This is a genomic window from uncultured Phenylobacterium sp., assembly GCF_902826855.1.
In the GTDB taxonomy this organism is placed as follows: domain Bacteria; phylum Pseudomonadota; class Alphaproteobacteria; order Caulobacterales; family Caulobacteraceae; genus Phenylobacterium.
On record NZ_CADEGK010000103.1, the window covers coordinates 1 to 16,584 of the forward strand.

At 66.0% G+C, this 16,584-nt stretch carries 20 protein-coding genes and 2 pseudogenes; 11 read left to right on the forward strand and 11 right to left on the reverse strand.

The genetic code is table 11. The features are described 5' to 3' along the window. The coding region (locus tag QZV94_RS14570) for an RNA polymerase sigma factor (protein ID WP_293678632.1) at positions 1-638 on the reverse strand (638 nt) is incomplete at its 3' end. Positions 639-1,466: 828 nt separating this feature from the next. Here QZV94_RS14570 and QZV94_RS14575 point away from each other — a divergent pair. From QZV94_RS14575 to QZV94_RS14585, 3 genes and pseudogenes are all read left to right on the forward strand, one after another. Then, on the forward strand, positions 1,467-1,889 hold the full coding sequence (locus tag QZV94_RS14575; RefSeq protein WP_293678633.1) for a hypothetical protein: 423 nt from the start codon (positions 1,467-1,469) through the stop codon (positions 1,887-1,889). A gap of 518 nt (positions 1,890-2,407) precedes the next feature. Then, a pseudogene (locus tag QZV94_RS14580) lies at positions 2,408-2,620 on the forward strand (flavoprotein); the annotation flags it as partial. Between the two features lie 67 nt (positions 2,621-2,687). After that, positions 2,688-3,299, forward strand: a complete 612-nt coding sequence (locus QZV94_RS14585; RefSeq protein ID WP_293678634.1) for a hypothetical protein — start codon at positions 2,688-2,690, stop codon at positions 3,297-3,299. Positions 3,300-3,422: 123 nt separating this feature from the next. On the opposite strand, the pseudogene QZV94_RS14590 reads toward QZV94_RS14585, so the two are convergent. Then, a pseudogene (locus QZV94_RS14590) lies at positions 3,423-3,706 on the reverse strand (IS630 family transposase); the annotation flags it as partial. Between the two features lie 281 nt (positions 3,707-3,987). Between QZV94_RS14590 and QZV94_RS14595 the strand changes: the two are divergent. Next, positions 3,988-4,266, forward strand: a complete 279-nt coding sequence (locus QZV94_RS14595; RefSeq protein ID WP_293678635.1) for a hypothetical protein — start codon at positions 3,988-3,990, stop codon at positions 4,264-4,266. Between the two features lie 11 nt (positions 4,267-4,277). Here the strand turns inward: QZV94_RS14595 and QZV94_RS14600 are convergent, their stop codons facing one another. Next, positions 4,278-4,760 (reverse strand): hypothetical protein, encoded by a 483-nt coding sequence (locus tag QZV94_RS14600; protein ID WP_293678636.1) that lies wholly within the window; start codon positions 4,758-4,760, stop codon positions 4,278-4,280. A gap of 76 nt (positions 4,761-4,836) precedes the next feature. On the opposite strand from QZV94_RS14600, the gene QZV94_RS14605 reads away from it, so the two are divergent. Next, positions 4,837-5,721 (forward strand): Crp/Fnr family transcriptional regulator, encoded by an 885-nt coding sequence (locus QZV94_RS14605; RefSeq protein ID WP_293678637.1) that lies wholly within the window; start codon positions 4,837-4,839, stop codon positions 5,719-5,721. A 47-nt stretch (positions 5,722-5,768) separates the two neighbouring features. On the opposite strand, the gene QZV94_RS14610 is transcribed toward QZV94_RS14605, so the two are convergent. Then, on the reverse strand, positions 5,769-6,095 hold the full coding sequence (locus QZV94_RS14610) for a hypothetical protein (RefSeq protein ID WP_293678638.1): 327 nt from the start codon (positions 6,093-6,095) through the stop codon (positions 5,769-5,771). A gap of 157 nt (positions 6,096-6,252) precedes the next feature. Between QZV94_RS14610 and QZV94_RS14615 the strand changes: the two genes are divergently transcribed. Continuing rightward, a complete protein-coding gene (locus tag QZV94_RS14615) occupies positions 6,253-6,441 on the forward strand; it encodes a DUF6629 family protein (protein WP_293678639.1) in 189 nt (62 codons plus the stop codon). Between the two features lie 40 nt (positions 6,442-6,481). On the opposite strand, the gene QZV94_RS14620 is transcribed toward QZV94_RS14615, so the two are convergent. Together QZV94_RS14620 and QZV94_RS14625 are read right to left on the reverse strand one after the other, a co-directional pair. Further along, a complete protein-coding gene (locus QZV94_RS14620; RefSeq protein ID WP_293678640.1) occupies positions 6,482-6,766 on the reverse strand; it encodes a hypothetical protein in 285 nt (94 codons plus the stop codon). A 102-nt stretch (positions 6,767-6,868) separates the two neighbouring features. Then, on the reverse strand, positions 6,869-7,198 hold the full coding sequence (locus QZV94_RS14625) for a hypothetical protein (protein ID WP_293678641.1): 330 nt from the start codon (positions 7,196-7,198) through the stop codon (positions 6,869-6,871). 523 nt (positions 7,199-7,721) lie between these two features. Here QZV94_RS14625 and QZV94_RS14630 point away from each other — a divergent pair. From QZV94_RS14630 to QZV94_RS14640, 3 genes are read left to right on the forward strand one after another with little or no spacing between them, the layout of a single operon-like run. Continuing rightward, a complete protein-coding gene (locus QZV94_RS14630; RefSeq protein ID WP_293678642.1) occupies positions 7,722-9,452 on the forward strand; it encodes an FAD-binding oxidoreductase in 1,731 nt (576 codons plus the stop codon). 1 nt (position 9,453) lies between these two features. After that, positions 9,454-10,137: a hypothetical protein gene (locus tag QZV94_RS14635; RefSeq protein ID WP_293678643.1), complete on the forward strand. Its 684-nt coding sequence runs from the start codon at positions 9,454-9,456 to the stop codon at positions 10,135-10,137. Beyond that, the gene (locus QZV94_RS14640) at positions 10,134-10,829 is read left to right on the forward strand and encodes a cytochrome c3 family protein (protein WP_293678644.1); all 696 of its coding nucleotides are present in this window, start codon (positions 10,134-10,136) and stop codon (positions 10,827-10,829) included. The genes QZV94_RS14635 and QZV94_RS14640 overlap by 4 nt, the downstream gene beginning before the upstream one ends. 44 nt (positions 10,830-10,873) lie before the next feature. Here QZV94_RS14640 and QZV94_RS14645 read toward each other — a convergent pair whose 3' ends face one another. Continuing rightward, positions 10,874-11,527, reverse strand: a complete 654-nt coding sequence (locus tag QZV94_RS14645; RefSeq protein ID WP_293678645.1) for a copper resistance protein B — start codon at positions 11,525-11,527, stop codon at positions 10,874-10,876. A gap of 70 nt (positions 11,528-11,597) precedes the next feature. Here QZV94_RS14645 and QZV94_RS14650 point away from each other — a divergent pair, with 70 nt between their 5' ends. Then, positions 11,598-11,864: a hypothetical protein gene (locus QZV94_RS14650; RefSeq protein WP_293678646.1), complete on the forward strand. Its 267-nt coding sequence runs from the start codon at positions 11,598-11,600 to the stop codon at positions 11,862-11,864. Between the two features lie 229 nt (positions 11,865-12,093). On the opposite strand, the gene QZV94_RS14655 is transcribed toward QZV94_RS14650, so the two are convergent. The 3 genes from QZV94_RS14655 to QZV94_RS14665 all read right to left on the reverse strand — a co-directional run bounded on the left by QZV94_RS14655 (position 12,094) and on the right by QZV94_RS14665 (position 14,645). Next, on the reverse strand, positions 12,094-13,767 hold the full coding sequence (locus tag QZV94_RS14655; RefSeq protein WP_293678647.1) for a copper resistance system multicopper oxidase: 1,674 nt from the start codon (positions 13,765-13,767) through the stop codon (positions 12,094-12,096). Between the two features lie 10 nt (positions 13,768-13,777). Further along, positions 13,778-14,101, reverse strand: coding sequence for a hypothetical protein (locus QZV94_RS14660; protein ID WP_293678648.1), 324 nt, complete (start codon positions 14,099-14,101; stop codon positions 13,778-13,780). 142 nt (positions 14,102-14,243) lie between these two features. Beyond that, positions 14,244-14,645 carry a hypothetical protein gene (locus tag QZV94_RS14665; RefSeq protein WP_293678649.1) on the reverse strand — a complete coding sequence of 134 codons (402 nt, stop codon included), beginning with the start codon at positions 14,643-14,645 and terminating at the stop codon, positions 14,244-14,246. Positions 14,646-14,755: 110 nt separating this feature from the next. Between QZV94_RS14665 and QZV94_RS14670 the strand changes: the two genes are divergently transcribed. Further along, on the forward strand, positions 14,756-15,157 hold the full coding sequence (locus tag QZV94_RS14670; RefSeq protein ID WP_293678650.1) for a DUF1622 domain-containing protein: 402 nt from the start codon (positions 14,756-14,758) through the stop codon (positions 15,155-15,157). On the opposite strand, the gene QZV94_RS14675 is transcribed toward QZV94_RS14670, so the two are convergent. After that, the coding region (locus QZV94_RS14675; protein ID WP_293678651.1) for an aldehyde dehydrogenase family protein at positions 15,123-16,584 on the reverse strand (1,462 nt) is incomplete at its 5' end. The two genes, QZV94_RS14670 and QZV94_RS14675, sit on opposite strands and share 35 nt — an antisense overlap.

Consider the following 16,584-nt stretch of genomic DNA (forward strand, 5'->3'; position numbering starts at 1 on the left):
GGCGGACCGAACCGGTCGCGCGCCCAGCAGTCGTCGCGAGCGCAGGTCTTGCACTGACGCTGCAGCGCCTCGCGCAGCGCGCCTCGCGCCCGGTGCAGCCGGACCGCGGCATTGTTCGCGGTCAGCTGCTCAAGCTGCGCCACGTCCTTCAAGGGCGTTCCCTCAAGATAGACCTTCCGCAGCAAGGCGCCGTATGCGGCTTTGAGTCTCGGCAGGGTCGCCGTCATGCATTCCGCCGCCGTACGCGTCTCGTCCTCCGCCGAATTGGGGCTTTCGGGCGGTTCCGCGGCGAGGGCTTCGGTCAGGCGGCTTTGCGCGCCGGCCCGGCGATACCGATCGATGACGGTGTGACGCAATGAGGTCGCCACCCAGGCGTCAGGCTTCTCGACCAGGGCGAACGCCGTGGCGCGGCGAATGAGTTTGAGCGCCGCATCCTGCAGGGCATCCTCTGCGTCCGACACGGACGGCAACCGGCTTCGCAGATACCGCAAATGGCGGCTGCGCTCGGTCTGCAGCCTTCGCGCAAGCGCCTCGATGACGTCCGTCGGCTCTGCGCTTTCCGGGTTCCGTTGGTCGCTTTGCGGGTTCGGCGCTGGACCCAGGTGCGCGAGCCCTTGCATCACCCGCGCCCCTGCCAACCGCGAAGCCGGTGCTGCGCGCGGGTGGGCTCGCGGACATATGACGCGGGACCCACGTCGCACGGCCGCGCTGAGTTGATGCTCGCTGAGCTGCCGCTTTCGATGACGATCTCCCACTTCCCTGGCTGCGGCTCTGAGCAAGTCGACAGGCGGGAGAGTCGTCGTTGATGTGGATCAATGCCCTAGGCGTCTGCGCCGCCAGAATGCGGCGATTGGTACTCCGGGACCACCTCAACGTCATGGCGCCCTTTGCTCGAGGCAAGAGTCTTTGGCGCTCCCGGCTCCACGCGCTGATCTGACGTTCCGCCGCATAAGATAATCGGAAAATAGTTATGAATATTCGCTCTACAATCACTCGCGTGGCGCTTGCTTCCTCCGCATCTGCGCTGGCGCTATTGCTGTCCAGTTGTGATGGAACCACGAACACCGCGCCTGCTGCCGATGCGACGACGCCGCAATCTACAGCTGCGGCGCCCCCTGCCGGAGACAAAGACTGTAACGCCCCTGACGTGAGCTGCACGCCGGCGGAGCGCGGTCGCGGCAATGGTGAGGGCATGATGGAGGGCGGCGGACCGGCACAGGGCATGGCGAAGGGCCGTGAAGCACACGATGACGGCGCGAGGATGGGCGGCGTGCCGGAGCGCCGATGACGAGCCGGCGTAGACCGCAGCCTGATGCGGCCCTCGCAGCCAGAGCGGCTCCCTTCCGGGCGCATCCCACGATGTGCGATGCGGATCGCTCAGGCCAGGAAATTGATCCAGCGCAATGTGAGCCGGGTCTGTAGCCCCTAGTTTTTCCGAAGAGCAGTGGAGATTGACGATGAGAACTATGTTCGCGACCATGGTCGCTCTGGGCGTCGTGGCGACGTCGCCGGCGATGGCTCAAGAGCATCAGCGGCATGCCCAGCCCGCGCCCGAAGCTTCCGCGGCTGCGGCCCCGACCGCGCGCGGTGGCTCGAACGCGATGCCCGAGATGTGCAAGAGCATGGGCATGGCCATGGGTATGGGCATGATGGAATCCAAGATGGGCGGCGGGAAGATGGGATCCAAGAAGGGTGGCATGCCCATGGCCGATCCCGCCAAGGCTCACGCGCCCACCGCGCCAGATGGCAAAGCCATGTCCACGGCCCAGATGAAGGAAATGAAAATGACCTGCGGCGAGATGATGGGCAAGGACGGGATGATGCCCATGGCCGGTGCGATGCCCAAGGGTAAGGCGATGCCTAAAGACGCGATGCCCGAGCACAAGTGAGCCCAGCTGGAAGAGGCAACAAAGCCGTTCAACCACGCCGCTCGACGGGCCGCCGCGCCTCGCTGGCTCGCCAGCGAGGTGCCCTCGCGTCTAGTCCATCGACGCCACGTGGCGACAGGCCTCAGTGTAAGTTCGGCACTCCTTTCGCGCGGCCATCACCTGATCCGCCCGAAATCGCTCGCATGACGCCGCGCATGCGTTGCAGACCCGTGCGTAGGTGTCGCACAGCAAAGCGCTGGGGCGAAGACGGTTGTGCCTGCGAAGAGCTGGACGCTAAACGTGGTGCCGCCTCCTCCGCGCCGACCTGGGCCTCGAGCTGAATTTCCCATCTCGACCGCCGTCCCGCGAAAAAGCCAGCACGTTGTCACGGGTCAACGGCGGCGCGGCGGCCGTCATGCTGAGCGCCGTCTTCAAGCCAGCCATCGTTCATAGCGAAGGTCGGAACAAAGGACCGAAGGTTTGCCCAGCGGCCTTGCATGGCTTACGTCGAACCCGCATTGGGAATGGGTGCCCAGGCCTTGGATAAAACGCGGGTTCTCCTGATCGTGGGCGGCGGCATCCCGACTTGCAAGGCAATGGCGCTGACGCGGCTGCTGCGGAAGGCCGGCGTCCGCGTGCGGCCAGTCCTCACCCGCGCCGGCGCCCAGTCCGTGACCCTGCTGTCGCTCTCGGCCCTGGCCGCGGCCAAGGTCTATTCCGACCGCTTCTCCCTGACCGACGAAGCCGAGGTGGACCAGGCCCAAGGGCGACACCCTCCGGCGGGCGCCCGGATCGCCCAGCTGACCTGGGGAAGCTGATATGGCCGAGGAAACGCCGAGAAAGCGCCTGCCGATCCGCTGGATGACCCTCGGCGAGATCGTCGCCGTGACCGCAGTGGTGATCGCAGGCCTCGGCTACTGGGACGCCCATCGCGAGCGCGACCGCGAGGCGACCGACAAGGCCGCCGCCGCCCGTGAGCGCGCCGCCGAGGAACGCGCCGCGGCCAAGAAGCAGACCTTCATCCTGACGGGAACGCCGGAGGACACCGGCTCGCGCCTCCGCCTCGCGCCGGTGAACCCGGAGCAGGTGATTCAGACCCAGACCCTCCTCTTTCCCACCTCGGTCCGCGGAGTGGACGTCCAGACGACCGGCAACCCGCGCCTGGAGCGTCGCTGGTTCCAGAGTGGTCTGAAGAAGGCTCGCGGCAGCATGGCCGACTCCGGCCGCGTGCCGGTGGGCATCCTCACCACCTACATCGAGGCGGGCGAGACCCGCTCGGACCGGTCGATCTACCAGCTGGGCTACAGCCTGCACGAGCGCACGCTGCGGCCCGACGAGTTGGAGTTGGAGGGCCTGTCGCTAGCAATGCGCGCCGCGCCCGGCGACCTGCAACTCGCGGTCGACGCGCTGTGGGAGCGCGGCGCCAAATAGTGTCCGTCTTCCGAAAGACGGCTGCTTTCGAGGGTTCTGGGGCAGAAACGGTCAAGGCCTGCGGGGATGTTGGCGGCGGACCTGGTCCAGCGGAAGGGCTTGGGCCCGGCGTTCGTCTCGATGTAGGCGCCCGACGACTGAGCCGGCGGCCACGTCGAGGGCGGCGAACAGCGACAGCGTGCCATGACGCAGTCGTGGCTGCGCCGCTCCGCCTGGCCGGGCCGCATCGGCAGCAGCGGCTGGGTACGGTCGAGCGCCTGGATCTGGGACTTCTCGTCGACGCAGACCACCACCGTGCGATCCGGCGGGTCCAGGTAGAGGCCGACGATATCGCGCGCCTTCTTCACGAACAGCGGATCGGTGGAAAGCTTGAAGGTCTCGCTACTGTGGGGCTGCAGCCCGAACGCCGTCCATGGAACGCAGGCTTCGGTGCGTGGCGCTGGCTCGCCAGCGAGGCCCCCCGCGCCTAATGCATCGACGCCATGTGGCGACAGGCCTCAGCGCAAGTTCGGCACTCCTTCGCGCATTTCGCCATCACCTGATCCGCTGGAAATCGCTCACATGATGTGGCACAGGCGTCGCAGATTCGCGCGCAGGCATCGCACAGCATCATGTGCTGCGGCGAGTGACGCAACATGGAGTGGGCCGTCGTAAGGCACAGCTCCGCGCAGTCCAAAAGTGTCGCCACATGAGACGCTGGGACGTTGCGATCAGCTTTTTCGATGATGTGTTGCGCGGTCTGCAGGCAACTCCTGTGCGAGGTCATGCAGAGAGCAATGCAGTCTTCCATCGGCATCGAGCCCTGCGCCATGACTGGCGGGGCCTGAACAAATCCCGCCAATGCAACAACGCCTATCAGGTCTCGTCGGGCCAACATTTTGAGTCTCCCATGATGCTCGTGAAAGTCGATCCCTTAGGCGGTCGCAGCGCCTGGCGCGACCGGCCGCTGCCGGGTTGGAAAACCTGAGGGGCGGGCGTTCACTCCGCAGCATCCTTGGTCGCATCCGATAGACGCCTTTGCAGGACGGCGCCGTACCAGATGAAGTCGAGGTGTGGCAGCGGCGACCCCGGCGCATCGCCCGGCTGAACGACGTAGACGGCGTCACAACCCCGTTCGCGCGCGGTTTCGGAAAGCGCAGCGGCGAGCGCCTCGTGCACCTGCCCGGGCGCGGCCGGTTCCACCGCCACGAGTGGACCGCTCCAAAGGATGAGTTCGGAGCCAAGGTTTGGTCGGATCCACCAGGCCGCCGGCCCGAAGATGACCTGGCTTGGTGAGGCGGCAGCCAATAGGCCGCAATTGCCGCAACGGCAGTGGAACGCAACATAGCTACGCCAGTCCGCGAGGCTCAGTCGTGGGTTGATCAGCCGGGCGACCGGATAGGCGCGCTCAATGTCAGCCGACTTAAGCTCGGAAACCACGAACATTCCGCAACGAAAGCAGGTCCCGGCCATTACGCTCATTGACCTCTGTCAATTTCTACGAGGACTTTGTCCTAGCGGGGGCCACCAAACGCTGCGCAGCGGGGTTGCGCGCACGATGACGACCGCTGAGCCTCCCGAATCCACATTCCTCCACGCTCCGTCGGCGGCGCTACGTCCGCCGCTGCGGGCCGAGGCTAAGGCCAGCCATGGCTCGCCGCCGTACTCGGACCTGCAAGCGCTCGCGGCAGAGGTGCGAATCCGCGCGTACGCGACGGGTGAAACCCTGCAGCGCGACGGCGACGACGCTATGCACGTCATGAACATCCGGACCGGTTCGGTGAAGGTCTACAAGCAGCTGGCTGACGGAAGGCGGGCCGTGGTGGGCTTCCTGTTTGCGGGCGACTTCTTCGGCCTGGCGGCTCTGGAGGTGTACAGCTCCGGCGTGGAAGCGCTCGAACCCGTGCAGGCTTGGCGCTTCCCTCGCGCCGCGTTTCGTCAGCTTGTGGCCGAGCGGCCGCGGTTGGAGGCCGCGCTGCTCCGACGGGTCGCCCGCGACCTCGAGTCCGCGCAGGAACAGATGCTCCTGCTCAGCCGCAAGACCGCGATGGAGCGTCTGACGACCTTCATTCTTCAACTGGCCCTGAGAGAACCCGAAGACGCAGCTGGCCACGCCCAGGTTCATTTCCAGATGACTCGAGCCGACATGGCGGACTACCTCGGTCTGACCACAGAGACAGTCAGCCGCTGTTTCACCAGACTGCGCGGGTCTGGTTTGATCCGCCTGGAGCAGCCGACCTCTGTTGTGGTGCTGCACCCGCGGAGGTTGCGGGACGTCGCAGCGGGTGCCGCGTTGATCTCCTACGCCATGCCGGGTCAGCTCGAAACGTTGAGCCGGCTTGAGAGGCGGGAGCGGGGGGCGGCAGGTGACTCGAACCAATGGCCGGGGGCGCATGTTCGCGTCGTCCACGAATTCAGGGCGGGTCACGGAAGCGATCCTTAAGGGCGCCGGCCGTTCCAGTGTCGTTGGCCATTCGGCGGCGTAGAGGCCTAATCCCCGAACACGCGGCCTGCCAGATTGTAGCAGTGAGCGATGATCGCGCCGAAGATCCCGCCGACGAGGAAGGCGCACAGGCTACCGATACCAAGAGCCGGCGCCGAGGCCACCGGCTGGCTGGTCATCTGGGCTATGAATAGACCCAGGTAGGCGTCGGCCCCAGAAAGACCTACCGCGGCCCATAACCAGCCCAGTAGGAACACCCACAACGACGCGAACGCGCCGGTGCTGGCGGCGCGGACGATGCGGAGTCGGCTGACGGGACGAGTCACTGCCGTCGCATCGGGATGGCCGGTGCTGGGCATTTCCTTGACCTGCATGGTCGGTTCTCTCGCCAATCCTGCGGGTCGGCGACGATCGTCGATCCGGCTGGCGAAAGATCAGACGTTCATCCTCCCGGATGCTTACATGAAAGCTGTGGTTCAATGGCCGCCATAGGAATGTTGCGGCGGCGGTTGAGGAGCGCCCAACCCCATCATGTGTTTTTCCGCCACCGCGAGTTTCTCAGCCGGAGCCGCGCTCCTGGTCATCGGCACGGTGACGGCGCGGCGCGCCCAGCGCCCGAGGAAACTGCCCTTTGCACTAATCCCGGTGCTGTTCGGCGTTCCGCAGTTGATCGAGGGGGCTCTCTGGCTGTCAGTCCCCTCCAGCGCTGACATCATCTAACGCGAGGTGTCGATGACGCTGTTGTCGTCAGCGGATCCGCTTAGCCTGGCGCGAGGAAGCTGAACGCGTTGTAGGCGATCGCCGTAAGAGCCCCGATCAGTGCGCCCACCAGCAGGGATGCCCCCAACCCGGTCCAGAGGGCCGTGAATGACCCGTCGGAAGCCGTGGTGAAGAGCCCGATATAGGTATGTGCGCCGTTCACGCTGAGGGCGGCGCCGAGCCAGCACAAGATAAAGACAAGTCCAGCGACGGTGGCGCCGGTCGCCGCGGACCGAAACACGCCGACGCCTGTGTTGATTGAATCGTCTCTATTGATCGCGGCCATGGTGTTCACCTGGTGCACCTGATTCCAGGCGAGGATGCCCTCAGCCTGCGGAATATCGTTGATTCAGATCAAGACCGATCAAGTCTCAAGCGCCAGGCTGGGTCATTTTCGGCTTAGCTCGACCATATCTTGCTTGGCGGCGCTTCCGCTCATGACCGTCGCCTGGGCGAAATGGTCATCTAGAACCGCGTCGATCCTGACGGCGCCAACATCGTCGCGCCGCAAGATGGGCGGCGCTCCCTTGGACACGCCAGCCACCCGCGTGAATCGCACCACGGAGAGGACCTGACCGGGCTTTGCGCCGTCAGCGCGGCCGACACAGAGCGTGACGACCTGGCCGTCAACGTCCACAATCTGACCTCGCATGATGTACCCGTGCCAGACCCCTTGCGCGCCGGCCGGCCCTGTGCCGGCCGCCAGCGCCAGCAGCATTGCAACACCAAGCACTCGCCTGCTCGTTCTCAGCATGTCAGATTTCTCCGCTCCAGCTTCAGTACGCAACGGAGCCGAGGGCGCGCGTTGATCCAGGTCAACCGGCCCCCGCGACTCGGTTAGTAGGGTCCCGCTTAGCGCGAGCGCGGAAGCAGGTTCCTTTGGCGAAGGCGGCCGCATCTGCGGCTCCGGATCCGTCCCGTGCAGGAAAGGCACTCCCTATGGTCGAACGCCCTGATGGCGGATGGGAGCCCCCGGCGGGCGAAACAGGGACCGAGGTCCCGGGCAGACCCCGTTCGTGATCACTCAGGCTCTGCGACAGATGCGAAGGTTCCTGGTCGCCGTCCTGTGCCCGCTCGCGGGCCTGGCGACGTCACCTGCGCTTGCACAGAGCGCAGCCGATCACGCGGCGCATCATCCCGGCGGCGCGCCCCCGGCCTCCGCGGTCGGGCCAGCCGCCAGGGCGGCGACCGTCGCGCCAAAGGCCATGCCGACCGCCCCCGGGGCGGGCGGGATGATGGACATGATGGCTCCCTCGGCTCCGGCCCCCGGCGCGATGCCGGCGACGGCCGGCTGCTGCGGGGCGCCCGGTCAGAAGCCCTTCTATCCGTCGCTGATGGACCTGCCGGCGCTAACGCCGCAAGCCCGAAAGCTGGTCAGCGACGAAGCCCATGCGCGTCTGGGGTCCGGCGCTCAGTTGATAAGCACGGGTCAGGTCGATCTTCATCACGCCTTGTCGGCCAGCGACCTGGCTGCGGCGCAGATCGCGATGTCGACTGTGCGCGAAGGCCTGTCGTTGGCCGGGAGCGGCGCCGGCGCCCTGCAGGCCCTGAACAACGACCAGCCGCCAAGCCGGATCGCGACGACCTGGTTCACGCGCGAAGCCGGGATCGGCGATCGCCGCGAGATGGTGATGGATGGCGGCTTTCGCGACCTGTCCTGGTTTCACCTCCTGGCCATGATCGCGCTTGGCGTCGCGCTGGTGGCGGCCCTCGCCCTGCATGTGGCGCGATTGCGCCGCATCAGCGGGCTCGTTCAGCGGCTCACGCCGGTCAAGGATGGGGGCGCTCCAGCCACGCCAGCCGATAGGCCGGGAGCCGCTACACCAGGCACACCAGCCGCCGCCCCCGCTCCCGGCGCCAAGGAGCCCGTCAAAAGACCTTGGGCCGGGGTGCTGCGGATCAAGGCGATCTTCGACGAGACGCCCACCGTCAAGACCTTCCGGCTCATGGAGCCGAACCTCGGTGAGATTCCGTTCACCTTCCTGCCAGGACAGTATGCGACGCTGACCTCCGAGATCGATGGCCAGAAGGTGCGCCGATCCTACACGATCTCGTCCTCGCCAACCCAGCGCGACTACGTCGAGCTGACGGTCAAGCGTGAGCAGTTCGGGCTGGAGTCACGTCACCTGCACGATCACGCGGCCACCGGCGACCTGCTGGAGGTGACCGCGCCCTCCGGGAACTTCTTCTTCACCGGCAAGGAGGCGAAAGGCATCGTGCTGATCGCAGGCGGTGTCGGCGTCACGCCGATGATGAGCGTGTTGCGCAGCCTCACCGACCGCTCGTACGCGCACGACATCCACTTCCTCTACGCTGCCAAGACCCCCTCCGAGCTGATCTTCCGGGAAGAGTGCGCCTACCTCGCGCGCCGCCACCCGAAGCTCCAGGTCGTCTCCATCGTTTCCGACGCCGACGGGCAGGACTGGACCGGGCCGGTCGGGTTCATGACGGCGGAGTTCATCGCCGCCTCGGTTGACGATATCGCCGACCACCGGATCCACCTCTGCGGCCCGCTTCCCATGATGAAGGCAGTCAAATCCGCGCTTGAGACGTTGAAGGTGCCGCCTGAACAGGTGAAGACCGAGGACTTCGCGCCGCCAAAGGGTGGACCCGTTCTGGACCCGGAGCCCAACGCGCCGGAGGTCAATGCGCCGGAGCAGGGCGGCGAGCCGAAGCCTACCGGCGGCGAGCCCGCGGCCGGGCCCTCGGCCCAGTCGAGCGTCAAGTTCTCGAAGTCCGACAAGTCGGCACCGCTTTTGCCGGATCAGTCCGTGCTCGAGGCGGCCGAAGCCATCGGCGTCGTTATCGATTTCGAATGCCGGGTCGGAACCTGCGGACGCTGCAAGGTGCCGCTTAGCGAGGGCGTCGTCACCATGGAGGTGGAGGACGCGCTTTCGGCCGAGGAGAAGTCGGGCGGCGTAATCCTGGCTTGCCAGGCCAAGTCCGTCGGCGATCTCGTCGTGGACGCCTGAGATGACGGAAGCTGAGAAAGTCACCGTCGGGGGGCTCCTGAGCGCCCTGGTGCTGATCGTGCCCGCGTTCCTGTTTCACGTCGCTCCTGGGTTCCCCGGCAGCCTGGTGGGGAGCCTGTTCGGCATCGCGGCCGCTGCGCTCTTCCTGCTTCTGCTGCTCTACACCGTCGTCAAGCGGCAACCCTGGATCAAGGACCATACGAAGAGGTTCATGCCGGTCGGCGCTCTGCTGACCTTCCACGTCTACGCGGGCGCCTTGGGCGGGCTGCTGGGAATCATCCATTCCGGCCATAAGTTCCAGAGCCCACTCGGCATTGGGCTGGTCGTGGTCATGCTCACGGTCGTGGCGAGCGGCTTCGTCGGCCGATACTACCTCGCTCAGATCGGGCAGAATCTGCGGGATCAGCAAGGCCAACTCTCAGTCTTGCGCAAACGCTATGACGGGCTCGCGCTGGCGGCCTCCGGCCTCCAGGACCAGGCGGTGGTCGACCCCTCGGGGATGTCCCTGCATCGCCTGATCGGGGCGATCTCGGACCTGGAATTTTCCGTCACGTCGCGGGAGGCGCTCAAGCGTGTGCTCGCACGCTGGGTCGTCCTGCATATCGGCGCCGCGATCGCCATGTACACCCTGCTGGCCCTGCACATCTGGGGGGCGGTCTACTATGGCCTGCGGTGGCTGGGATGAAGCTGCCGAGCGCTCTCTATGTCGTCCTGTCGATCCTTGGGGCGTTTGCCGTGGTTGGGGCCATGGTGACCGTCTACGGCTCGGGTAGCGCCGCTCTCCCGCTATGGGCGCCCGCCGTTCGCCCTGGCCCGTTGTCCCAGGCGCACGCTTTCCTGGGCGACCGCTGCGAGAGTTGCCACGCGCCCAACAAGGGGATTGTCGCCGCCAAGTGTGTGACCTGCCACGCCTGGGCGCCGGAGTTGTTGATGAAACCCGTGAGCGCCTTCCACGCGAACATCGGTGAGTGCCGCGGCTGTCACGTGGAGCATAAGGGGGCGAACGTTCGCCCCATCCAGATGGATCACGCCGCGCTCGAACGGGTGGCCAAGCGATCCGGCGGGCCGCCGGTCGCGCTGCAATGCCAATCCTGCCATGCCTTTCAGGACAAGCATCAGGGCTTCTTCGGAAAGCAATGCGCGACCTGCCACGCCACCAAAACCTGGGACGTCCCCAACTTCGTTCACCCGAGTCCCCGATCGACGGATTGCGGTCAATGCCACAAGCCGCCGCCCAGCCACCTGATGATGCATTTTGAGATGATGGAGAAAGCGATCACCGGCCAGAAGGCCGCACGCGTCGAACAGTGCCAGCTGTGCCACCAAACCGACTCGTTCAACAATATCAAAAATGTAGGCTGGTACGACATGCATTGAGAGGCGCCGCCGCGGGGTTGGGGGCAGGTTTCCCTCGTCGTTGTCTAGCGCCAGATCTGCAAACCCACGACCCATTGGACTTCGTCGTTCGAGCCGGTGGAAGCGCGCCGCAAGTCTGCGGTCCTGCCGAACCCGTGGTTCCAGGCCACGCCGACATAGGGCGCGAACTCGCGGCGAACCTCATAACGCAGGCGTACGCCCACTTGCGCGCTGGAGAGCCCGCTTCCGAGGCGGCGCGCGGGGTCGGAGCGGCCGAAAAGATTGGCCTCAAAGTCGGGCCGCAGCACCACGCGCTGCGTAACCCTCAGGTCGGAGGCGACCTTGAACCGGGCTGCCGTGCGCCCTCCATCACCCAGATAGGCCGTCGCCTCGACCGCGTACCAGTAGGGCGCGATGCCCTGGATGCCCAGGGCCGCCCAGGTCCGGTTTGGACCTTCGCCAAAATCCTGCCGCACGCCGGCCTGCGTGCCCCAGAAGGGGTGGTACATCCGAAACCAGAGCGCTTCCACGCTGGCGGCTTCGGTCTTGCCGCCACGCCGATCGCCCTGACTCCTCAGCCAAGCCTTGTCGAAGGGTCCGCCGTACCAGGCTTGTACGTCCCACGCGGAGCCAGAGCCTTGGTCGGTCTCGACCGCCTCAAGTTGCTCGATGAAGATGGCCCCGACGCGCAGCCCGTCGGTAGCTTCCGCTCCCGGCATCGAACTGCGCCGATAGCCTCCTGAGTAGTCAAAGGAGTCGCGGGCATCGGCGGGCGGGCGGCCGCCTTGCATGGGCGCCATCGCTGCCGCGGGGCGGCCAGGCATGGCGGCGCCGGGCGAGACGTCCATCCCGGGCATGGCCTTCATGTCGTCGCTCTTCGGGGGTGACGCAGCCGGCGACATGCCCGGCATCGCCTTCATGTCCTCGGTGTTCGAAGGTGGCGCGGCCGGCGCCATGCCAGGCATGGGCGCCATGGTCTCGGGCGGCTTGGTCGCGGGGACCATGGGGGGCTGTGAGGGCGCAGGGTCGAGATCGGGCTTTGGCGCAACCGCTTGAGCTTTGCCGGCTGGTTGCGCCGCAGGCCGCGGCGGCGACGGCGCACGTTTCGCCACAGGCGGCGGACTTGGCAGGCGCTTGGCGGCCGGGGGGCGGGCCGGACCGGGCATCGGCATGCCCGGCATCGGCTGCGCCGCGGCTCCTGCGGCAATCCCCCAGGACAGGGCCATCGCCGCCAGGCCTCCGGACGTGAAAAGCGCCCGCTGATCGCGACGCTGAAGGCGGTTGTTCATGCCACCACCACTTCACGGAACATCCCGGCGGCCATGTGGTAGAGGATGTGGCAGTGGAAGGCCCATCGGCCCGGCGCGTCCGCTGTGATGCCGATGCCGACCCGCTGCGCCGGCTGCACGTTGACCGTGTGCTTGCGCACCTGAAAACCGCCGTCTGGACCTTCCAGGTCCATCCACATTCCATGCAGATGCATGGGGTGGGTCATCATGGTGTCGTTGACTAGGACCATGCGAAGCTGCTCGCCGGTCTTGAAGGCGACCGGCGGGGATTCCGAATAGCGGATGCCGTCGATGGACCAGATGTACTGATCCATGTTGCCCGTCAGGTGGAGCTCGATGTCGCGTCCGGGGGGTCGGGGATCGTACGCGACACCCTTGGACTTGAGATCGGCGTAGGTCAGGACCCGCCGCCCGTTGTCGCGCAAACCGATGCCCGGGTCGTCCAGGTTCACCCTCGGCGTGTCGACGCGCATGTCCACGCCCGGCCCGTACTCGGTGCGGGCGTGTCGGGCCATGACCGCGTCGCCTACCCTGGGGGCCATCCCGGGCATGCCGGACATGGCCATGCTCCCCATCATGTCCTGCGGGGTGAGCCAGACCCGCGGTTCCATGGACGGTATCGCGGCCGGCTTCGCTGCGGGCCCGCCAAGCGTACCTCTGGCAAACCCGGAGCGGTCCATGGCCTGCGCGAAGATGGTGTAGGCCGCATCATCCGGCAGCTGGACGAGCACATCATAGGTCTCGCCGGGGCCGATCCGAAACTCGTCGACCAGGACGGGATGGACGGGCTGCCCGTCCGTGGCGACGACGGTCAGCTTCAAGCCGGGAATGCGCACATCGAAGTAAGTAGCCGCGCCGGCCCCCACGAAGCGAAGTCTCACCCGCTCGCCGCGGTTTGCGAGGCCGGTCCAGTTGCCGCCGGGCGTCGTCCCATTCATCAGATAGGTGAACGTGTAGCCCGAAATGTCGCTGAGGTCGGTGGGGTCCATCCGCGCGCGATAGAACATCGAGCGGCGCGACATGGCGCCCGAGAAGCCGGTCTTCTGGAGATCGGTCACGAAGTCGCCGAGGTTCGGCTGGCCAAAATTGTAGTAACCGCCAAGCTTCTTGAGCTTCATGAAAATGCTGAGGGGATTCTCGTCGCTCCACTCGCTGAGCATGACGACATAGTCCCGGTCGATCTTCGGCAGATCTTCCTCGGCGCCTTCAATCACGATGGCCCCGTAGACGCCGGTTTGTTCGTGCAGCGTGTGGGCGTGATACCAATAGGTGCCCGACTGCTTGATCGGAAACCGATGGGTGAACGTCTCTCCCGGCGCGATCCCAGGAAAGCTGATACCCGGCACACCGTCCATGTCGGGCGGCACGAGCAGTCCGTGCCAGTGGATGGAGGTCATCTCCTCCAGACGATTGGTCACGCGGAGGGTCGCCATCTCCCCCTGCCGTAGTCGCAGGGTCGGGCCGGGGATGCCGCCGTTGATCGCCGTGGCCGTGGCGCGCTTTCCCGTAAAATTGACGCTCAGCGGCGCGATGGTGAGCTCGTAATCCCCCGATCGCGCCGTCCGATCCTGGCCCCACGCCGGCAAGGCCGTGGAGGCTACCCCCGCCGCGGCGCCGGTCACGAAGCGGCGCCGGCTGGCGCAGCGAAGGTGGTGCGTGAATGGGGCCATGTTTCCCGCTCTACGGCTTGGGCATCGCGTGTGGAGTTCCGGGAGTGGTCCCGTGCATCATCTCGCCGCAAGCCTTGTGCAGTCTGGCCATTTCGGCCTTGGACGGGACCTTGCCGTTCGGCCAGGTCGCGGCGCCGGTCTTGTCGCGGCCATGATCGTGAACGACCTTGGGATCCATCTTCCTGCCCATCACCGCCTTGCACATCTCGTGCGTCGGCTCGTGGCTCGTCATCGTGGGCGCCGAGGCGGCGGTCTGGGCCCGATCACCCTGCGCCAACGCCGGCGTCGCGATCTGGACGCAGGAGGCCGCGAGGGCCGCAATCAGCGCTTTCATCGTCAGTCTCCAGATTTCTGTCGACTGCCAATCTACTGACGCCAACAGCGTCGGCGTTGACCTGCATCAATCCGCAGTCGGCTGTCCCGCCGCCCTCTGCGCCCGGATGCCGGACGCAGAGGGCGACGAGCGGCCATCAAGGCTACATATGGTCCTTCATCGGCGGATCGGCCTTCATCGCAGGGTCAGCCTTCGGCCTGGCCATCGGCATGTCGTCATCCTTCATGGGCATGCCCTTGTCCTGGCCCATCTTCATGCCGTCGGCGTGCGCCTCGCGCTCCATGGCCATACCTTCGCGATGGCCCTGCGCGCGTTCTTCGGCCGTGCAATTCGCGCCGGCCGCGGCGCAGTCCTTGCCAGCCTGGGCATGCCCGTCGTCGCGGCCGGGCAGGGCGGCAGCAGGGGTGGCGGACGCTGCGGCGGGCTCGGCGACCGCGGCGGGGACGGGGGCGTCCTTGGCCCGATCGCACCCGGAAATGAAAAGGACGAGTGCAGACGCTGCCGAGAAAAGCGTGACTCTGGCGATGTTCGAGGTCGCGTTCATAGGTCGGTGTTCCTTCGGGTTGGAGGTCGTGGGCTAAAGTTGACTACGGATGGCGAACTCTTGAGGGGTGGGTTGCACCGCTTGCGTAGAGCGCGGGGAGGGCGGGGTTGATGATCGGATCGATCCAACAACTGACGACCTCGCTGGCGATCGCGACCGACGCCGTGGCGGTCGTCGTGATTGGGCTGGCGGTCATCGAAGCGTTGATCCGCACCCTTATGCTGAACGCGCGTCGCCTCTGGTGCAAAACTCCAGAAGCTGACGCGGATGAGCTGAAGGAAGGCCCCCGACTGCAGCTTGCGCAGTCGCTTGCCCTCGGCCTTGAGTTCCTCCTCGCCGCCGACATCATGCGCACTGCGGTGGCTCCTAGCTGGCACGAGATTGGGCAAGTCGCCGCGATCGCCGCGCTGCGAACCGCGCTGAATTTCTTCATCCAGCGGGAGATCGACAGCGCCCAATCGCGGCGGACACGATCGTCTAGAACAGACCCCTCGCCTGATCGTCGTAGCTGACGAGCAGGTTCTTGGTCTGCTGGTAGTGGGCGAGCATCATCTTGTGGTTCTCCCGCCCGAAACCGGAGGCCTTGTAGCCGCCGAAGGCGGCGTGGGCGGGATAGACATGGTAGCAGTTGGTCCAGACCCGGCCGGCCTCGATGGCTCGGCCCATGCGGTAGGCCACTCCCCCGTCGCGGGACCAGACGCCCGCGCCCAGGCCATAAGCGGTGTCGTTCGCCAAGCGGATGGCGTCGTCCATCGTCTTGAACCGCGTCACCGACAAGACCGGCCCGAAGACCTCTTCCTGGAAAATCCGCATGTGGTTCTCGCCCACAAAGACGGTGGGTTGCACGAAGAACCCCTGATCAAGCTCCCCCCCAGGCAGGGCCCGCTCCCCGCCGGTAACGCACTGAGCGCCCTCCTGCTTCCCGATCTCGATGTAGTTCAGGACCTTGGTCAGCTGATCCTGCGACGCCTGGGGGCCCATCTGGGTGCTTGGGTCCAGCGGATCACCGACCTTGATCTTTGCGATCCGCGCGACGGCCTTTTCCATGAACGCGTCGAAGATCGACTCCTGGACGAGCGCCCGGGACGGACAGGTGCAGACCTCGCCTTTGTTGAAAGCGAACAGCGCGATCCCTTCGACCGCCTTGTCGAGGAAGCTGTCATCGGCCTGCATGACATCGGCCATGAAGACATTCGGGGATTTGCCGCCAAGCTCCAGGGTCTGCGGGATCAGGTGCTCGGCGGCCGACAGCATGATCTGTTTGCCGGTCGTGGTCTCGCCGGTGAATGAGACCTTGGCGATGCGCGGGTTGGCGGCGATCGCGCGCCCGACGGTCCCACCCGGACCCGTGACGATGTTCACCACGCCAGGGGGAAGGATGTCCGCCGTGAGTTCGGCGAAGAGCATCAACGACAGCGGCGTCAGCGAGGCCGGCTTGATCACACTGCAGTTGCCGGCCGCCAAGGCCGGCGCCAGTTTCCAGGCGGCCATGAGCAGGGGAAAGTTCCAAGGGATGATCTGGCCAACGACCCCGAGCGGCTCGTTGAAGTGGTAGGCGATGGTCTGCGCGTCGATAGTGGAGATCGAGCCTTCCTCGCTGCGCACGCACCCCGCGAAGTAGCGGAAGTGATCGATGGCGAGCGGAATATCCGCGCCCCGCGTCTCGCGGATCGGTTTCCCATTGTCGATGGTTTCGGCGAGGGCCAGGCGTTCAAGGTTTTCCTCGAGGCGATCGGCGATCCTGTTGAGCATCCTGGCGCGTTCGCTGGGATCCAGACGGGCCCATGACGCCTTGGCCTTGTGCGCGGCGTCGAGCGCGGTCTCCACATCGTGGGCTGTCGACTGTGCAAATTCGGCGATCGGCGCGCCATTGATCGGACTGTGATCGACGAAATATTTGCCCTTGAGCGGCGATACCCATCGCCCGCCGATGAAGTTG